We start from the raw sequence: 14,108 nt of genomic DNA on the forward strand, positions 1-14,108 counted from the left end.
CGCTCCAGGAATGACGATGGGGGAGCGACCGGCCATGCCCATGTACCAGGTGGCGATGGCGGCGCTACCGCAGTCGATGACGGTGCCGGGCCGCTGGCAGCCCGCCAGGGTGACCGCGGCGGTGCTGTGCTTCTTCGCGCTGGTGATGGTCGTCGCGGGCCTGTTCCTGCCGCTGTACTCGGGTGAGCTGACGATCGACGGGGGGACTGTCGGCGGCCAGAACAGCCTGGAGATGACGTTCAACGCGTGGAGCGTCGAGTACGACGACCCGTCGATGAACGCGGCCCCGGGTGAGGCCCTCCGGCTCGGCTACCCGCTGGTGTTCGCGGCGGTGGGGCTGATCTGCGCCGCGGTCGCGTGCTGGGCCGCCGCGAACCCGGGCGCGGGCCGCACCGCGGGTCGGGTGGCGGGCACCGTCACGGCGGTCAGCGCCGCGTTCATGGTCGGCACGGTCTGGACCATCGCACTGCTGGTCACCAACGCCGTCGACTCGATCCTCCTGCTCGGCACGCTGAGCCAGGGCATCGCGACGGACGCCATCTACCTCGTGGGCTTCTGGTTCCTCCTGTTCGCGACCCTGCTGGGCCTCGTCGCGGCGGTGCTGTCGCTGCTGCCGTCCCGCAGGCCCGAGTGGGTGCCCCCGCAGGCCCCGGTGAACCCGTTCCTCCCGACGCCCCCCTACGGCATCCCCATCCCGCCGCAGGCGGCCCAGGGACTCCCGGTGGTCCATCCGATGCGGATGGCCCCGATGGCACCCGTGGACCCCGGACAGGGCCGCGTCCACGCGGTCGACCCGCTGACCGGGCAGCCGCTGCCCACACCGGCCGTCGACCAGCTGACAGTTCGACCAGGGGCCGTCGACCCCCTCACCGGACAGCCGCTCACGCAGAGCCCGCCGACCGGCGTACCCGTACAGCCGTTCTCACCCGAGCCGGTCCGGGGGGTCAACGGCGCCTCGCCGGCGCAGGCCGCGCCGGTGGTCCTGCCGGAGGCGCCGCCGTCGCCGCCGGGTCCCGCGGTCCCGGCGAGCGAGGATCCGCTGGCCGAGCCGCCGCGTACCTGAGCACCCGCGATCTTCGGAGCGCCTCGCGGGCAACCGAGGTGGTCCTTCGCCGTGCGCCCGGTCGTCGCCGGAGTGTCCGATCTCCGTAGGCCGAACGGCCCCACCTCGGCCCGAACAGCCGAGGGGGTGCAGGAGCCCCCGGCGCAACTGTTAAAGTCGGAGCACGCTTCGGGTGGAGTGTCCCCCGAAGCGTTCTGGCTTGCCAGTTACCTGACGGCCAGGTGCGTGTCCCCGGCCGGTGACCAATCCGGCGAAGCCGATCGTCGGCGAAGATCGTCGGCGACGCCTAGGAGGTCCTTGCGTGCTCAGCGCCTTCCGCTCGGCTCTCATGACGCCGGACCTGCGCCGCAAGATTCTCTTCACCCTGATGATCATCGCGATCTACCGCATCGGCGCGATGATTCCATCCCCAGGGGTGTCGTACCCGAACGTGCAGAAGTGCATCGCCGACGTCGACAACCAGAGCATCTACCAGCTGCTGAACCTGTTCAGCGGCGGCGCTCTGCTCCAGTTGTCCGTTTTCGCGCTCGGGATCATGCCGTACATCACCGCGAGCATCATCATCCAGCTGCTCACCGTGGTCATCCCGCGGTTCGAGCAGCTGAAGAAGGAAGGCCAGTCCGGCCAGGGCAAGCTCACGCAGTACACCCGGTACCTGACGATCGGTCTCGCGATCCTGCAGGCCACGGGCATCATCGCCATGGCGAACCGCGGCGGCCTGTTCGGTGACTGCCAGGACCCGATCATCCCGAAGAACGGCATCTGGGAACTGGCCATCATCGTCGTGACGATGACCGCGGGCACCGCCGTGATCATGTGGTTCGGCGAGCTCATCACCGAGCGCGGCATCGGCAACGGCATGTCCCTGCTGATGTTCGTCAACATCGCGGCCCGCATCCCGGCCGAGGGTGGCAACATCCTCACGCAGAACGGCCCGCTGGTCTTCACGATCGTCTGCGCCTTCGGCCTCGCGATCATCGTCGGCGTCGTGTTCCTCGAGCAGGGACAGCGCCGCATCCCGGTGCAGTACGCCAAGCGCATGGTCGGCCGGCGCATGTACGGCGGCACCTCGACGTACCTGCCGATGAAGGTCAACCAGGCAGGCGTCATCCCGATCATCTTCGCGTCCTCCCTGCTGTACCTGCCCGACCTGATCACCAGGCTCGCGGGCAACAACAACAACTGGTGGACGCGCTTCGTCTCCGAGCACCTCACCAAGCAGTCGGACTGGGTGCACATCGCGATCTACTTCGCGATGATCATCTTCTTCACGTACTTCTACATCGGCATCCAGTTCAACCCGCAGGAGCGGGCCGAGGACATGAAGAAGTACGGCGGCTTCATCCCGGGCATCCGCCCCGGCCGCCCGACCGCCGAGTACCTGCAGTTCGTACTCAGCCGGATCACCCTGCCCGGCTCGATGTACCTCGGCATCATCGCTGTGCTGCCCAACTTCTTCCTGGACATCACCGGTGACGGTCAGAACCAGAACTTCCCCTTCGGTGGCACCGCTGTTCTGATCATGGTTGGCGTGGGACTTGACACCGTCAAGCAGATCGAAAGCCAGCTCATGCAGCGCAACTACGAAGGGTTCCTGAAGTGACACGACTCCTTCTCGTGGGTCCGCCAGGTGCGGGCAAGGGCACTCAGGCGACCGCGCTGGGCGACAAGCTGGGCATCCCGCACATCTCCACCGGTGACCTGTTCCGCAAGCACATCGCGGACGAGACCGAGCTGGGTCAGCAGGTCAAGCACATCCTCGACAGCGGCAAGCTGGTGCCGGACGAGATCACCAACCAGATGCTGATCGAGCGGCTGCGCCAGGCGGACACGAAGAACGGGTTCCTGCTCGACGGCTTCCCGCGCAACATCGGCCAGGCCGAGGTGCTCGCGAAGGAGCTGGCCGACTCCGACCAGAAGCTGGACGCGGTCGTGCAGCTCGAGGTCGAGGAGGACGTCGTGGTCGGGCGGCTGCTGGCACGCGGCCGCTCGGATGACAACGAGGACGTCATCCGGCACCGCCAGCACGTGTACCAGTCGGAGACCGCGCCGCTGCTCGACTACTACCGGGACCGCCTGGTGACCGTGGACGGCGTCGGCGAGGTCGACGAGGTCACCGACCGGGTGCTCGCCGCGCTGCGCGACCGGACGTGACCCGTGCGCTCGTCGACACCCTGCGCCAGTGGCGTGGGCGTTCCATGATCGAGCTGAAGAGCCCGGCCGAGATCGAGGCCATGCGTGCCGCCGGTCTGGTGGTCGCGAAGGCCCTGGCCGATGTCGTGGCTGCGGTCCGCCCCGGGGTGAGCACGGCCGAGCTCGACGAGCTGGCCGAACAGACCATCCGCGACGCGGGGGCTGTGCCGTCGTTCCTCGGCTACCACGGTTACCCGGCGACGATCTGCGCGTCGGTCAACCACCAGATCGTGCACGGCATCCCGTCGAAGACCCAGGTCCTGTCCGACGGTGACCTGATCTCCGTGGACTGCGGCGCGATCCTCGAAGGCTGGCACGGCGACTCGGCCGTCACGGTCCCGGTCGGCACTGTCCCGGCGGAGGACCTGGCGCTGTCGGAAGCCACCCGCGTGGCCATGGAGGCGGGTATCAAGGCGGTTGTCATCGGTAACCGCCTGACCGACATCTCGCACGCCATCGAGGAGTCGGTCCACGCGACCGAGCGGGCCGCGGGCACGACGTACGGCATCATCCGCGAGTACGGCGGCCACGGGATCGGCACGTCCATGCACATGGAGCCGTTCTTGCCGAACTTCGGCAAGCCGGGCAAGGGCCCCCGCCTGCGTGCGGGCATGGCCATCGCCATCGAGCCGATGCTGACGCTGGGCAGCCACGCGACGGAGGAGCTGTCCGACGGCTGGACCGTCGTGACGGTCGACGGCTCGCGGGCCGCACACTGGGAGCACACGGTGGCGGTCACCGAAGACGGTCCCTGGGTGTTGACCGCCCCCTGAGATGGTGCGTGGGTCTTCGGACCCGGAGGCCCCGAAGACCACCAGAAAGACACCGCGCCGGTCGCCCATCGTGGTCCCCGTGACGGTCGTCTCACTCGGACGGGTGACCCCCGTTCGTGCCCAAGCCCCGGTAATGGGGGGCTGATTTTTCCTGTTCACGGGGCACGCGTACACTGATTCGGTGGCGCACCCGTTGCGCCGTCTCCGTCATGCGTGTCCCCAAGCTAGTCGGGTATGTGCGCGGCGGGCTGCGTCGACCAAGACGTATGTCGACACACAAAGACGAAACGCGGAGGACATGGGCAAGAAGGACGGGGCCATCGAGGTCGAAGGCCGTGTGGTGGAGCCGCTCCCCAACGCGATGTTCCGAGTCGAGTTGGAGAACGGACACAAGGTCCTGGCACACATCAGCGGCAAGATGCGGCAGCACTACATCCGCATTCTGCCGGAGGACCGAGTGGTCGTGGAGCTCTCGCCCTACGACCTGTCCCGCGGCCGAATCGTCTACCGCTACAAGTAGAGCCACCGATAGAGAGACAAGGGACGTGAAGGTCCAGCCGAGCGTCAAGAAGATCTGCGACAAGTGCAAGGTGATCCGCCGTCACGGCCGGGTCATGGTGATCTGCGAGAACCTGCGCCACAAGCAGCGCCAGGGCTGATCCCCGCACCACTCGCGGACCACGAGAAGAGGCCCTCCCCAAGCCTGCCGAGCCACACGGGCTCGGTTCACCCCCGGATCCAGGCCGGGGCCCGCCACCGCGCGGGACGGCTGGGGAGCAGACCTGGAAACTACCTTCAAGAGGAGATATGGCACGCGTTGCTGGCGTCGACCTCCCCCGCGAGAAGCGGATGGAGATCGCGCTGACCTATATCTACGGCATCGGCCGTACCCGCTCCAAGGAGCTGCTCACCCAGACCGGGATCAGCCCGGACCTGCGTGCGAAGGACCTGTCCGACGAGGACGTCTCCAAGCTCCGTGAGTTCATCGAGACGAACTACAAGGTCGAGGGCGACCTCCGCCGCGAGGTTAACGCGGACATCCGCCGGAAGATCGAGATCGGCTGCTACGAGGGCATTCGCTGGCGCCGTGGGCTGCCCGTCCGCGGTCAGCGGACGAAGACCAACGCTCGTACCCGCAAGGGGCCGAAGAAGACGGTCGCCGGCAAGAAGAAGGCTGGTAAGAAGTGAGCCAGGTCGTATCGGTCGTCGCACAGCGGCGGCGCAACCGGCAGTTCGTTGCCCTCCAGGTGGCACCCAAGAACGCCCGGCCACAGGCACTTCGCGACCTCTACCGGGTTCCCGGCACGGTCGTGCGCGACGCGGACCACGAGTCGGCCGCGAGCACCCAGACCTCGACTTCCTCGCGTTAACAGGAGCACCTCGAAGCAATGCCACCCAAGACCCGCCAGGGCGCCGGCGTCAAGAAGGTCCGGCGCAAGGAAAAGAAGAACGTCTCCCATGGGCACGCCCACATCAAGAGCACGTTCAACAACACGATCGTCTCCATCACCGACCCCGCGGGCAACGTGATCAGCTGGGCCTCCAGCGGCCACGTCGGCTTCAAGGGTTCCCGCAAGTCGACCCCGTTCGCGGCGCAGATGGCCGCCGAGAACGCGGCCCGCAAGGCCGCGGAACACGGCATGCGCAAGGTCGACGTCTTCGTGAAGGGCCCCGGCTCCGGCCGGGAGACCGCGATCCGGTCGCTGCAGGCGGCCGGTCTCGAGGTCGGGACCATCCAGGACGTCACGCCACAGCCGCACAACGGGTGCCGCCCTCCCAAGCGGCGCCGGGTCTAGGGAACGGGGGAGTAGAGAACAATGGCTCGTTACACCGGACCCGTGACCCGCAAGTCACGGCGGTTCAAGGTTGACCTCGTCGGCGGCGACCGCGCGTTCGAGCGCCGCCCGTACCCGCCCGGCCAGCACGGCCGCGGTCGGGTCAAGGAGAGCGAGTACCTGCTTCAGCTCCAGGAGAAGCAGAAGGCCCGCTACACCTACGGCGTGCTGGAGCGGCAGTTCCGTCGCTACTACGAGCAGGCCGCGCGCACCAAGGGCAAGACCGGTGAGGCGCTGCTGCAGCTGCTCGAGGCGCGGCTGGACAACGTGGTGTACCGCGCGGGCCTCGCCCGCACCCGCCGCCAGGCGCGGCAGCTGGTCAGCCACGGCCACTTCGTCGTGAACGGCAAGAGGGTCAACGTCCCGAGCTTCCAGGTGTCGAAGTTCGACATCATCGACGTGAAGCCGAAGTCGCTGCCCACGCTGCCCTTCGTCGCCGCCAAGGAGTCCTTCGGCGACCGGCCCATCCCGGGCTGGCTGCAGGTCGTGCCCAACACGCTGCGGATCCTCGTCCACCAGCTGCCCGAGCGCGCACAGATCGACGTGCCCGTCCAGGAGCAGCTGATCGTCGAGTTCTACTCGAAGTGATTCATCACCGGGAGGTGGGCCAAGGCCCACCTCCCGGTTCATCTCCGGTGGGCGTCAAATAGCGGTCGCCCCTGAGGTAAAGGAACAAGAAAGTGCTGATTTCTCAGCGGCCCTCGCTCGGCGAGGAGCCGGTCAACGAGACACGCTCCCGGTTCACCATCGAGCCGCTGGAGCCGGGCTTCGGCTACACGCTCGGCAACTCGCTGCGCCGCACGCTCCTGTCGTCGATTCCCGGTGCCTCCGTGACGAGCATCCGCATCGACGGCGTGCTGCACGAGTTCACCACCGTGCCGGGCGTGAAGGAAGACGTCACCGACATCATCCTCAACCTCAAGGAGCTGGTCGTCAGCTCCGAGGAGGACGAGCCGGTCACGATGTACCTGCGCAAGCAGGGCCCCGGCGAGGTCACCGCCGGTGACATCGTGCCGCCGGCCGGTGTCACGGTCCACAACCCGGACCTGCACATCGCCACCCTGAACGGCAAGGGCAAGCTCGAGATCGAGCTGGTCGTCGAGCGCGGTCGCGGCTACGTGCCTGCCGTGCAGAACAAGCAGGCAGGCGCCGAGATCGGCCGCATCCCGGTCGACTCGATCTACTCGCCGGTGCTGCGGGTCACCTACAAGGTCGAGGCGACGCGTGTCGAGCAGCGCACCGACTTCGACCGGCTGATCCTCGACGTCGAGACGAAGCCCTCGATCACCCCGCGGGACGCCGTCGCGTCGGCCGGCAAGACGCTGGTCGAGCTGTTCGGCCTCGCCCGCGAGCTCAACGTGGACGCCGAGGGGATCGAGATCGGTCCGTCGCCGCAGGAGGCGGACACCATCGCCGCCTACGCGATGCCGATCGAGGACCTCGACCTCACCGTGCGTTCGTACAACTGCCTCAAGCGCGAGGGCATCCACACCGTGGGTGAGCTGGTGTCGCGCAGCGAGGCGGACCTGCTGGACATCCGCAACTTCGGCGCGAAGTCGATCGACGAGGTCAAGATGAAGCTCGTCGGCCTCGGTCTCGCACTGAAGGACAGCCCGCCCGGGTTCGACCCGACCACCGCCGCCTCGGACTACGCGAGCGAAGGCTGGTCCTCGGACAGCGGTGTTGCGGACGCCAGCCACGATGATGGCCAGGACTACGCGGAGACGGAGCAGCTGTAATGCCCACGCCAACGAAGGGCGCCCGCCTGGGCGGCTCGCCGGCCCACGAGCGGCTGATGCTGGCAAACCTTGCCACATCGCTGTTCGAGCACGGCCGGATCCACACCACCCAGGCCAAGGCCAAGAAGCTGCGGCCGTACGCGGAGCGCCTGATCACCAAGGCGAAGAAGGGTGACCTCCACAACCGGCGCCAGATCATGCAGGTCATCCACGACCCGTCGATCGTGCACCGGCTCGTCACCGAGATCGGCCCGCACTTCGCCGACCGCAACGGTGGCTACACCCGGATCCTGAAGACGCTCCCGCGCAAGGGCGACAACGCCCCCATGGCGATCATCGAGCTGGTGCAGGAGAAGACGGTCACCGCCGAGGCAGAGGCCGCGCGCAAGACCCGGTTCGCCAAGGACGAGAAGAAGTCCGAGTCGACCGCGGCGACCGAGGCCGCCGACGAGACCGCGACCGAGGCCGTGGCCGACGACGCGGACGTCGACGTGGAGGAGAGCGAGTCGGACGACGAGCACCCCTTCGGCGCGGGCAGCCACGCCCCGCTGGAGGACGGCTCGCAGCCCGAGGGCTTCCCGATCAAGGGCAACGCCAACTCGATGCTGTTCCACGACGAGGAGTCGTCGCACTACTCGCAGACCGAGGCCGACGTGTGGTTCGCGACGGCAGAGGACGCGGAGGCCGCCGGCTACAGCCGGCCCAAGAGCCAGGACGACGAGTCCTGACTGGTCTTTCCACGGACGAGCCCGCCACCTTGGAAGGTGGCGGGCTCGTCCGCTTCCAGCTGGGGATCGCCTACGACGGTACGGACTTCTCGGGCTGGGCCCGCCAACCCGAGCGTCGCACGGTGTGCGCGGTCATCGAGGACACCCTGTCGATGGTGCTGCGCCACGACGTCCGCCTGACCGTCGCGGGCCGCACCGACGCCGGGGTGCACGCGTCCGGCCAGGTCGCCCACACTGATCTGCCCGCCGCCCCGGACCTGAACCGCCTGGCGCGGGCCCTGCCCCCGGACGTGCGGATCCTGTCGATCCAGCCGGCCCCCGAGGGTTTCGACGCCCGCTTCTCCGCGGTCCGCAGGCACTACCGCTACCGCGTGTGCGACCAGCAGTGGTCAGCGGATCCGTTGCGCCGCAACGACACCGTGACGTGGCCGCGTCCACTGGACGTCGACGCCCTGAACGAGGCGTCCCGGCTTCTGGTGGGCCTCAACGACTTCGTGGCGTTCTGCCGCCGACGCGAGGGCGCCACGACCATCCGCGACCTGCAACGCCTGCACTGGACACGCACCGGCACGCTCGTCGAGGCCGAGGTGTCGGCCGACGCCTTCTGCCACTCGATGGTCCGCAGCCTCGTCGGCGCCCTGCTGGCCGTCGGCGAGGGCCGCAAACCGGCCGAATGGCCCGCCTCACTGCTGAAGGCGGAGACCCGCCCCAGCACGGTCACCGTCGCCCCGGCCCACGGGCTGACCCTCGTCGGCGTGGACTACCCGCCGCCGGACCTGCTGGCCGCGCGGGCCGAACAGACCCGCAACCTCCGCGAGCACCCCTAGGCCGCGACCCGGTAGCGCAGGTGGGTCGCCATCCCGCGCACTGGCGTTCCCTCGGGGACCAGCTCGGCTCGCTCCCCGTCGAACAGCGGTGTGCCCGCCCCGAGGAGGAACGGGGCGACGTGGAGGTGGAGCTCGTCCAGCACGCCCGCGCCGAGCAGCTGCCTGGCGACATCGGCGCCCTGCACCAGCACGTCCTTGTCGCCCGCGGCCTGTCTGGCGCGCCGAACCGCCTCGTCCAGCCCCACGAAGGCGAACGTGCCGCCGTTGTCGCCGAGGAGGTCCTCCCGCAACCGGTGGGTCACCACGAAACTGGGTACACCGGGCCACGGCGTCCCGCCCCACGGGCCGACGCCGAGATCGAAGGTGCGCCGCCCGATGATGGTGGCGCCGACGCGCTCGTCCACCTCCCTGCGCATCGCGGCGTCGGTCTCCCCGCCGTCGAACATCCACGAGTGGAGGCGTTCGCCGCCGTCACCCATCGGTTCCGCCGCCCGCACGTCGGGTCCGGCCGAGAACCCGTCCAGGGAAACCGACACGTCCAGCACGATCCTGTTCATCGCGACCCTCCGGCTCAGCTCGGCGCCGCCTCCCGGCGCCGTCACGGAGTAGTCGGAGCCGTGCCGCCCGTCTCGACACGGAGGCGTCAGGGCCGGTCGCGCCACTGTTCGCGGTAGCGGCGTTGCTCCTCGGCGTTGGCCTCGGCGTCCCTCGCGCGGCGGGTGGCCGAGGCGTGTCCCGGCGGGTAGCCGTACCTGACGAGCCGGGCGTCCACGCTCTCCATCGCGTTGGCCACCGCGAGCCGCAGGCTGACGAGCACGCCGAGCAGGATCGCGCCGAGGGCGATCGGCCACGAGCCGCCCGTGAGCACCAGCACGGCCAGCAGCACCGCGAAGACCGGTGCGAGCCACACGAGAGGCCGCAGCAGCGCGCGAACCAGCCAGGTCCTGCACGTCGCGTCGTGCAGGACCCAGTCGCGGTAGCGGTCCGGGAGCCTGCCGCCGTACTGGTAGTACAGCCACAGCACCGGGTTCGGGCGTCTCACCGCCGCCGATCCTAGGGCGCCGCCAGGGACACCGCGGCGACCCTGTGTCCGCGCCAGGCGGATCACGGATGTTCTCGCGGCTCGCGCCCCACCAGGTGCAGGCAGCCGACCACGACACCGCCGACCGCGGCGGTCCACAGCCACCACGGCCCGTCGAAGCCGCCGATGATGCCGACGAGGAGCCAGACCGTGAACTCGACGAGCAGCACCGAGAGCCAGAGCGCGGTCACGACCCGCTTGGCCGTCGTCGGCTTGTCGGTCGGCTGGAGAACCTGCTCGAAGTAGTCCTGCATGGTCGTCGCACCCCGGTCCATATCTGTGAATGACATGAACAGTTTATGATCGGCACAGTTCTCGGGCGATGGGGCGAGCAGGCACGACGAAGGGGGGACCAGCATGCTTGACAGGGCGGGAGAGTCTCCGTTGACGCACGGCCTGGCCCTGGTCTGGGGCTTCCCGCCCGCGCCGAGGCGCGGCCCGAAGCCGGCCCACACGGTCGCGGAGATCGTCGCCGCCGCGATGGCGCTGGCCGACGGGGAGGGCGTGGCAGGCCTGTCGCTGCCGAGGATCGCGCGCAGGCTGGACCTGACCCCCACCGCGCTGTACCGGTACGTCAGCTGCAAGGACGAGCTGGTGCTGCTGCTGTTGGACGCGGGTGTCGGCCCGCCGCCCGAGCTGCCGGACACGTGGCGCGAGGGTGCCTCGGCGTGGGTGCGGTCGCTGATCGCCCGCTACGGGGCACACCCGTGGCTGGTCGACCTGCCGATCCGGGGCGCCCCGGTGACGCCGAACCTGTTGGCGTGGCTGGAGAGTCTGCTGCGGGTGCTGGGTGGGACCGGTCTGCCGCCCGGTGACCAGCTGTCCTGCGCGATGCTGCTCGACGGGTACGCCAGGAGCATCGCAGCACTGGCGCGGGACCTCGCGGCGAGCGAGGCGTCACCGGTCCAGTCACCCGAGGTGGTCGGCTTCCTGTACCCACTGCTGGCCGAACGCGGCTACCCGCTGCTCGCCGGGATGCTCGTGAGCGGCGCGTACGCGGACAGCCCGACCGGTCCGGACGTCGAGTTCGGCCTGGCGCGCGTGCTGGACGGCATCGCGCGCCTGGTCGACGGGACAGGCTGAGGGGCCCCGCCGAGCACGGGGCCCCTCAGCTTCCTCGTCACCTCAGAGGTCGAGGGTCCAGCTGTCGATGAAGCCCGTGTCGACGGAGGCCGCGTCGCGGACCCGCAGGTTCCACGTGCCGTTGGCGGTCTCGCTCGACAGGTTCACGGTGTAGGTCTGGTTGATGTTGTCCGTGCTGCCGCCCGCACGGTTGTGCAGGTTGTACAGCGTGCCGTCCGGCGCGACGAGGTCGACGATCAGGTCACCGATGTAGGTGTGCTGGATCTGCACGGCCACGGTCGAGCCGTTGCTCGCCGTGCCGGAGCAGCCCGAGATGGTGATGGGGCTGTTCACGGTCGAGTTGTCGTTGATGGTGAAGTTGTTCGCGTTGGTCGCCGCGGGGCAGGGGCCGTTGGTCGGCGGGGGCTCGTTGGCGTCCGGGCCCGTGTACAGCAGCTTGTTCGGCGAGCCGCCGCCCGGGTTGGAGACCCGGCCGTTGGACGCGGCGGCCGTCAGGGCGGCGCTCACGTCGGCGGGGAGCGCCGTGGGGTGGTCGGCCAGGTACAGCGCCGCGCCGCCCGCAACGTGCGGCGTCGCCATCGACGTGCCGCTGATCGTGTTCGTGCCGCCGTTGAGCCAGTCGGAGGTGATGCCCTCGCCAGGCGCGAAGATGTCGGTGCAGCTGCCGAAGTTCGAGAACGAGGCACGTGCGTCGGTGCGGGTGGTCGCGTTCACCGTGATCGCGGCGGGCACGCGGGCCGGGGAGAAGCCGCAGGCGTCGGCGTTCGAGTTGCCGGACGCGATCGCGTAGGTGACCTGTCCGTTGGAGATCGACCGCGCGACGGCCGCGTCGAGGACGCTGTCGGCGCCGCCGCCGAGGCTCATGTTCGCCACGGCAGGCTTGATCGCGTTCGCGGTCACCCAGTCGATGCCCGCGACGACCTGTGCAGTGGTGCCGGAGCCCTGGTTGTTCAGCACGCGGACCGCGACGAGGGACACGCCCTTGGCCACACCGTGGGCGTTGCCGCCGATGGTGCCCGCGACGTGCGAGCCGTGGCCGTTGCCGTCGTCGGCCGTGCCGCCGTCGATGGCGTCGAAGCCACTCGACATCCGGCCGCCGTAGTCGGGGTGGTCGAGGTCCGCACCCGTGTCGATGATGTACGCGTGCACGTTGCTCGCGGTCGTCGAGTACGAGTACAGGTTGTTCAGCGGCAGGTCACGCTGGTCGATGCGGTCGAGGCCCCACGAAGGCGGGTTCGTCTGGTCGGTGGTCAGCGACAGCACCTGGTTCTGCTGCACCATCGCGACGTCGGGGTCGGCGGCGAGCTGCTTGGCCTGCTGCTCGCTCATCGAGGCCGCGAAGCCGTCGAAGACCGCGCTGTAGCGGTTGGTGACCTTGGCGCCGAACGACGCGGCGGTGGACTTCGCCTCCGCGGCGGCGTTGTCCTTGTAGACGACGATGTAGCTGTCGGCGACCGCTGTGGCGGAGTCGGTGCCGAGGACGTGACCCTCCGGTGCCGCCGAGGCGGGCGCGGTCGCGACGACCGCGAGCCCGACCGCCGCGGCGGTGGCGAACCCAGCTGACAACAGCCGTCTCACTGAGACGGCACGAGGCCTGACCATAGGTGTTTCTCCTTGTCGCAGGGCGCACGAGGTCTCAAGCCCTCACCATGGGACCTCGATTGCGTAGGGGAGATCCGGCCGTCCGCGAACGAACGACCGATGTCCACATTTGTCCGCGAAGCCCGGTGACGCAATAGAGTCACTCGTGTTCGGAGAGCCACTTATGAACACTCGCTCCACAATGTGGGAACAAGTTGGCCCGAACGGCGGCGCGAGTTGCGCCGTGTGCCGCGTGTCACATTCCTGGGTTAGTCGCCTCTGCGGACGGGGCCGAGGATCTGCTGCTCCTTGGTGTTGGTGATCAGGCGCATGCGCTTCCACAGCATGTGCCCGAGTGCGATCACCTCGTCGTCGGGCAGGGTGGTCAGCTCGTGCACCATCGGCGGGGGCAGGCGCCACACGCGTGCCGCGAGCTGTGCCTGGCCGACAGGCAACCGTTGCAGCAGCACCAGATCCGCGGCGTTGGCGGTCGCGCCCGCCTGCGGGTGCATGTACGGCAGCACGTACACCGTCGTCTGCCACGGCGTGCGCGGCGGGAACAGCTCCTGCGGGGTCGGGCCGCCGTCGTGGACCACCAGCAGCGGCGCGTCCTCCGACGGGCGCGGCAGCTCGACGGGGCTGAGCCTGCGGATCTGCACGAGCGGCGCGGGACGTCCGTCGGGGCCGGTGCCCGCGGCCTTCTGCAGGACCTGCCACGAGCCGGGCCGCCCGGTCGCGACGACCACCCACGCGCCGACCGCCATGGCACGCAACGCGACCTGCCGCGCCAGGTACAGCCCGCCGACGAGCACGAGCCGCGTCGGCGCGGGCCGCAGCGCGGAGATCGTCATCGGCTCGCCCTGCGGCGACGAGCCGAGCATCATGCCGCCCCGGTCGCCGGTGGGGCTGACCGCGTCGAGCATCGCGGGCGACATCAGGAACTCCTGCGTCAGCCCGTTGCCGGTCTGGAGATCGAGAAGCCGGGATGACTCACTCATGCCGGCTCCTCGCCCGCTCCGTGCCCCCGGAACGCTCCGCAGGCTCCGCTCCACCGGCGCCCTCCGCAGGCTCCGAGCCGGCCTGAACATCGATGATTCGCTCCGCAAGCTCCGCTGATAGGACTACCTTCGTTCATGGCCGGGACCTCCGGGGAACGCTTGCTTCGCTTGTCCTGCGAGGACTGTCATGAGACGGCGTCCCTGGAG

General features: G+C 69.2%; 19 protein-coding genes. 14 read left to right on the forward strand and 5 right to left on the reverse strand.

Features of this window, described 5'->3' with window-relative positions; translation table 11 throughout:
- Positions 1-16 precede the first annotated feature (16 nt).
- From CLV71_RS30465 to truA, 13 genes are all read left to right on the forward strand, one after another.
- Complete coding sequence (locus CLV71_RS30465) at positions 17-1,063, forward strand: hypothetical protein (RefSeq protein WP_133906307.1); 1,047 nt, start codon at positions 17-19, stop codon at positions 1,061-1,063.
- Positions 1,064-1,364: 301 nt separating this feature from the next.
- Positions 1,365-2,666: a preprotein translocase subunit SecY gene (secY, locus tag CLV71_RS30470; RefSeq protein ID WP_133906308.1), complete on the forward strand. Its 1,302-nt coding sequence runs from the start codon at positions 1,365-1,367 to the stop codon at positions 2,664-2,666.
- Positions 2,663-3,217: an adenylate kinase gene (locus CLV71_RS30475; protein WP_133906309.1), complete on the forward strand. Its 555-nt coding sequence runs from the start codon at positions 2,663-2,665 to the stop codon at positions 3,215-3,217. Before secY ends, CLV71_RS30475 begins: the two co-directional genes overlap by 4 nt.
- 44 nt (positions 3,218-3,261) lie before the next feature.
- Positions 3,262-4,029, forward strand: coding sequence for a type I methionyl aminopeptidase (gene map / locus CLV71_RS30480; RefSeq protein WP_133906350.1), 768 nt, complete (start codon positions 3,262-3,264; stop codon positions 4,027-4,029).
- A gap of 298 nt (positions 4,030-4,327) precedes the next feature.
- Positions 4,328-4,549: a translation initiation factor IF-1 gene (gene infA / locus CLV71_RS30485; RefSeq protein ID WP_005166804.1), complete on the forward strand. Its 222-nt coding sequence runs from the start codon at positions 4,328-4,330 to the stop codon at positions 4,547-4,549.
- Between the two features lie 25 nt (positions 4,550-4,574).
- Entirely contained in the window at positions 4,575-4,688 is a 114-nt protein-coding gene (rpmJ, locus tag CLV71_RS30490; protein WP_010148647.1) for a 50S ribosomal protein L36, read from the forward strand.
- A 148-nt stretch (positions 4,689-4,836) separates the two neighbouring features.
- Complete coding sequence (rpsM, locus tag CLV71_RS30495; protein WP_133906310.1) at positions 4,837-5,217, forward strand: 30S ribosomal protein S13; 381 nt, start codon at positions 4,837-4,839, stop codon at positions 5,215-5,217.
- Positions 5,214-5,399 (forward strand): hypothetical protein, encoded by a 186-nt coding sequence (locus CLV71_RS30500; RefSeq protein WP_133906311.1) that lies wholly within the window; start codon positions 5,214-5,216, stop codon positions 5,397-5,399. Before rpsM ends, CLV71_RS30500 begins: the two co-directional genes overlap by 4 nt.
- An 18-nt stretch (positions 5,400-5,417) precedes the next feature.
- Complete coding sequence (gene rpsK / locus CLV71_RS30505; RefSeq protein ID WP_133906312.1) at positions 5,418-5,825, forward strand: 30S ribosomal protein S11; 408 nt, start codon at positions 5,418-5,420, stop codon at positions 5,823-5,825.
- A gap of 21 nt (positions 5,826-5,846) precedes the next feature.
- Positions 5,847-6,452: a 30S ribosomal protein S4 gene (gene rpsD / locus CLV71_RS30510; RefSeq protein WP_133906313.1), complete on the forward strand. Its 606-nt coding sequence runs from the start codon at positions 5,847-5,849 to the stop codon at positions 6,450-6,452.
- Positions 6,453-6,544: 92 nt separating this feature from the next.
- A complete protein-coding gene (locus CLV71_RS30515; RefSeq protein WP_133906314.1) occupies positions 6,545-7,603 on the forward strand; it encodes a DNA-directed RNA polymerase subunit alpha in 1,059 nt (352 codons plus the stop codon).
- Positions 7,603-8,331 carry a 50S ribosomal protein L17, sunset domain variant gene (rplQ, locus tag CLV71_RS30520; RefSeq protein ID WP_133906315.1) on the forward strand — a complete coding sequence of 243 codons (729 nt, stop codon included), beginning with the start codon at positions 7,603-7,605 and terminating at the stop codon, positions 8,329-8,331. Before CLV71_RS30515 ends, rplQ begins: the two co-directional genes overlap by 1 nt.
- 29 nt (positions 8,332-8,360) lie before the next feature.
- Positions 8,361-9,158 (forward strand): tRNA pseudouridine(38-40) synthase TruA, encoded by a 798-nt coding sequence (gene truA / locus CLV71_RS30525; RefSeq protein ID WP_243866800.1) that lies wholly within the window; start codon positions 8,361-8,363, stop codon positions 9,156-9,158.
- On the opposite strand, the gene CLV71_RS30530 is transcribed toward truA, so the two are convergent.
- From CLV71_RS30530 to CLV71_RS30540, 3 genes are all read right to left on the reverse strand, one after another.
- Complete coding sequence (locus CLV71_RS30530; protein WP_133906316.1) at positions 9,155-9,715, reverse strand: dihydrofolate reductase family protein; 561 nt, start codon at positions 9,713-9,715, stop codon at positions 9,155-9,157. The genes truA and CLV71_RS30530 overlap by 4 nt on opposite strands.
- 86 nt (positions 9,716-9,801) lie before the next feature.
- Complete coding sequence (locus CLV71_RS30535; protein WP_133906317.1) at positions 9,802-10,200, reverse strand: DUF5313 family protein; 399 nt, start codon at positions 10,198-10,200, stop codon at positions 9,802-9,804.
- Positions 10,201-10,262: 62 nt separating this feature from the next.
- Complete coding sequence (locus tag CLV71_RS30540; RefSeq protein WP_133906318.1) at positions 10,263-10,529, reverse strand: hypothetical protein; 267 nt, start codon at positions 10,527-10,529, stop codon at positions 10,263-10,265.
- Positions 10,530-10,623: 94 nt separating this feature from the next.
- Between CLV71_RS30540 and CLV71_RS30545 the strand changes: the two genes are divergently transcribed.
- Positions 10,624-11,322, forward strand: a complete 699-nt coding sequence (locus tag CLV71_RS30545; protein WP_243866801.1) for a TetR/AcrR family transcriptional regulator — start codon at positions 10,624-10,626, stop codon at positions 11,320-11,322.
- Positions 11,323-11,364: 42 nt separating this feature from the next.
- Here the strand turns inward: CLV71_RS30545 and CLV71_RS30550 are convergent, their stop codons facing one another.
- Together CLV71_RS30550 and CLV71_RS30555 are read right to left on the reverse strand one after the other, a co-directional pair.
- The gene (locus CLV71_RS30550) at positions 11,365-12,924 is read right to left on the reverse strand and encodes a S8 family peptidase (protein WP_133906320.1); all 1,560 of its coding nucleotides are present in this window, start codon (positions 12,922-12,924) and stop codon (positions 11,365-11,367) included.
- A gap of 248 nt (positions 12,925-13,172) precedes the next feature.
- On the reverse strand, positions 13,173-13,901 hold the full coding sequence (locus CLV71_RS30555) for a hypothetical protein (protein ID WP_133906321.1): 729 nt from the start codon (positions 13,899-13,901) through the stop codon (positions 13,173-13,175).
- Between the last annotated feature and the right edge of the window lie 207 nt (positions 13,902-14,108).

The sequence above is a fragment of the Actinophytocola oryzae genome (genome assembly GCF_004364325.1).
In the GTDB taxonomy this organism is placed as follows: Bacteria; Actinomycetota; Actinomycetes; order Mycobacteriales; family Pseudonocardiaceae; genus Actinophytocola; species Actinophytocola oryzae.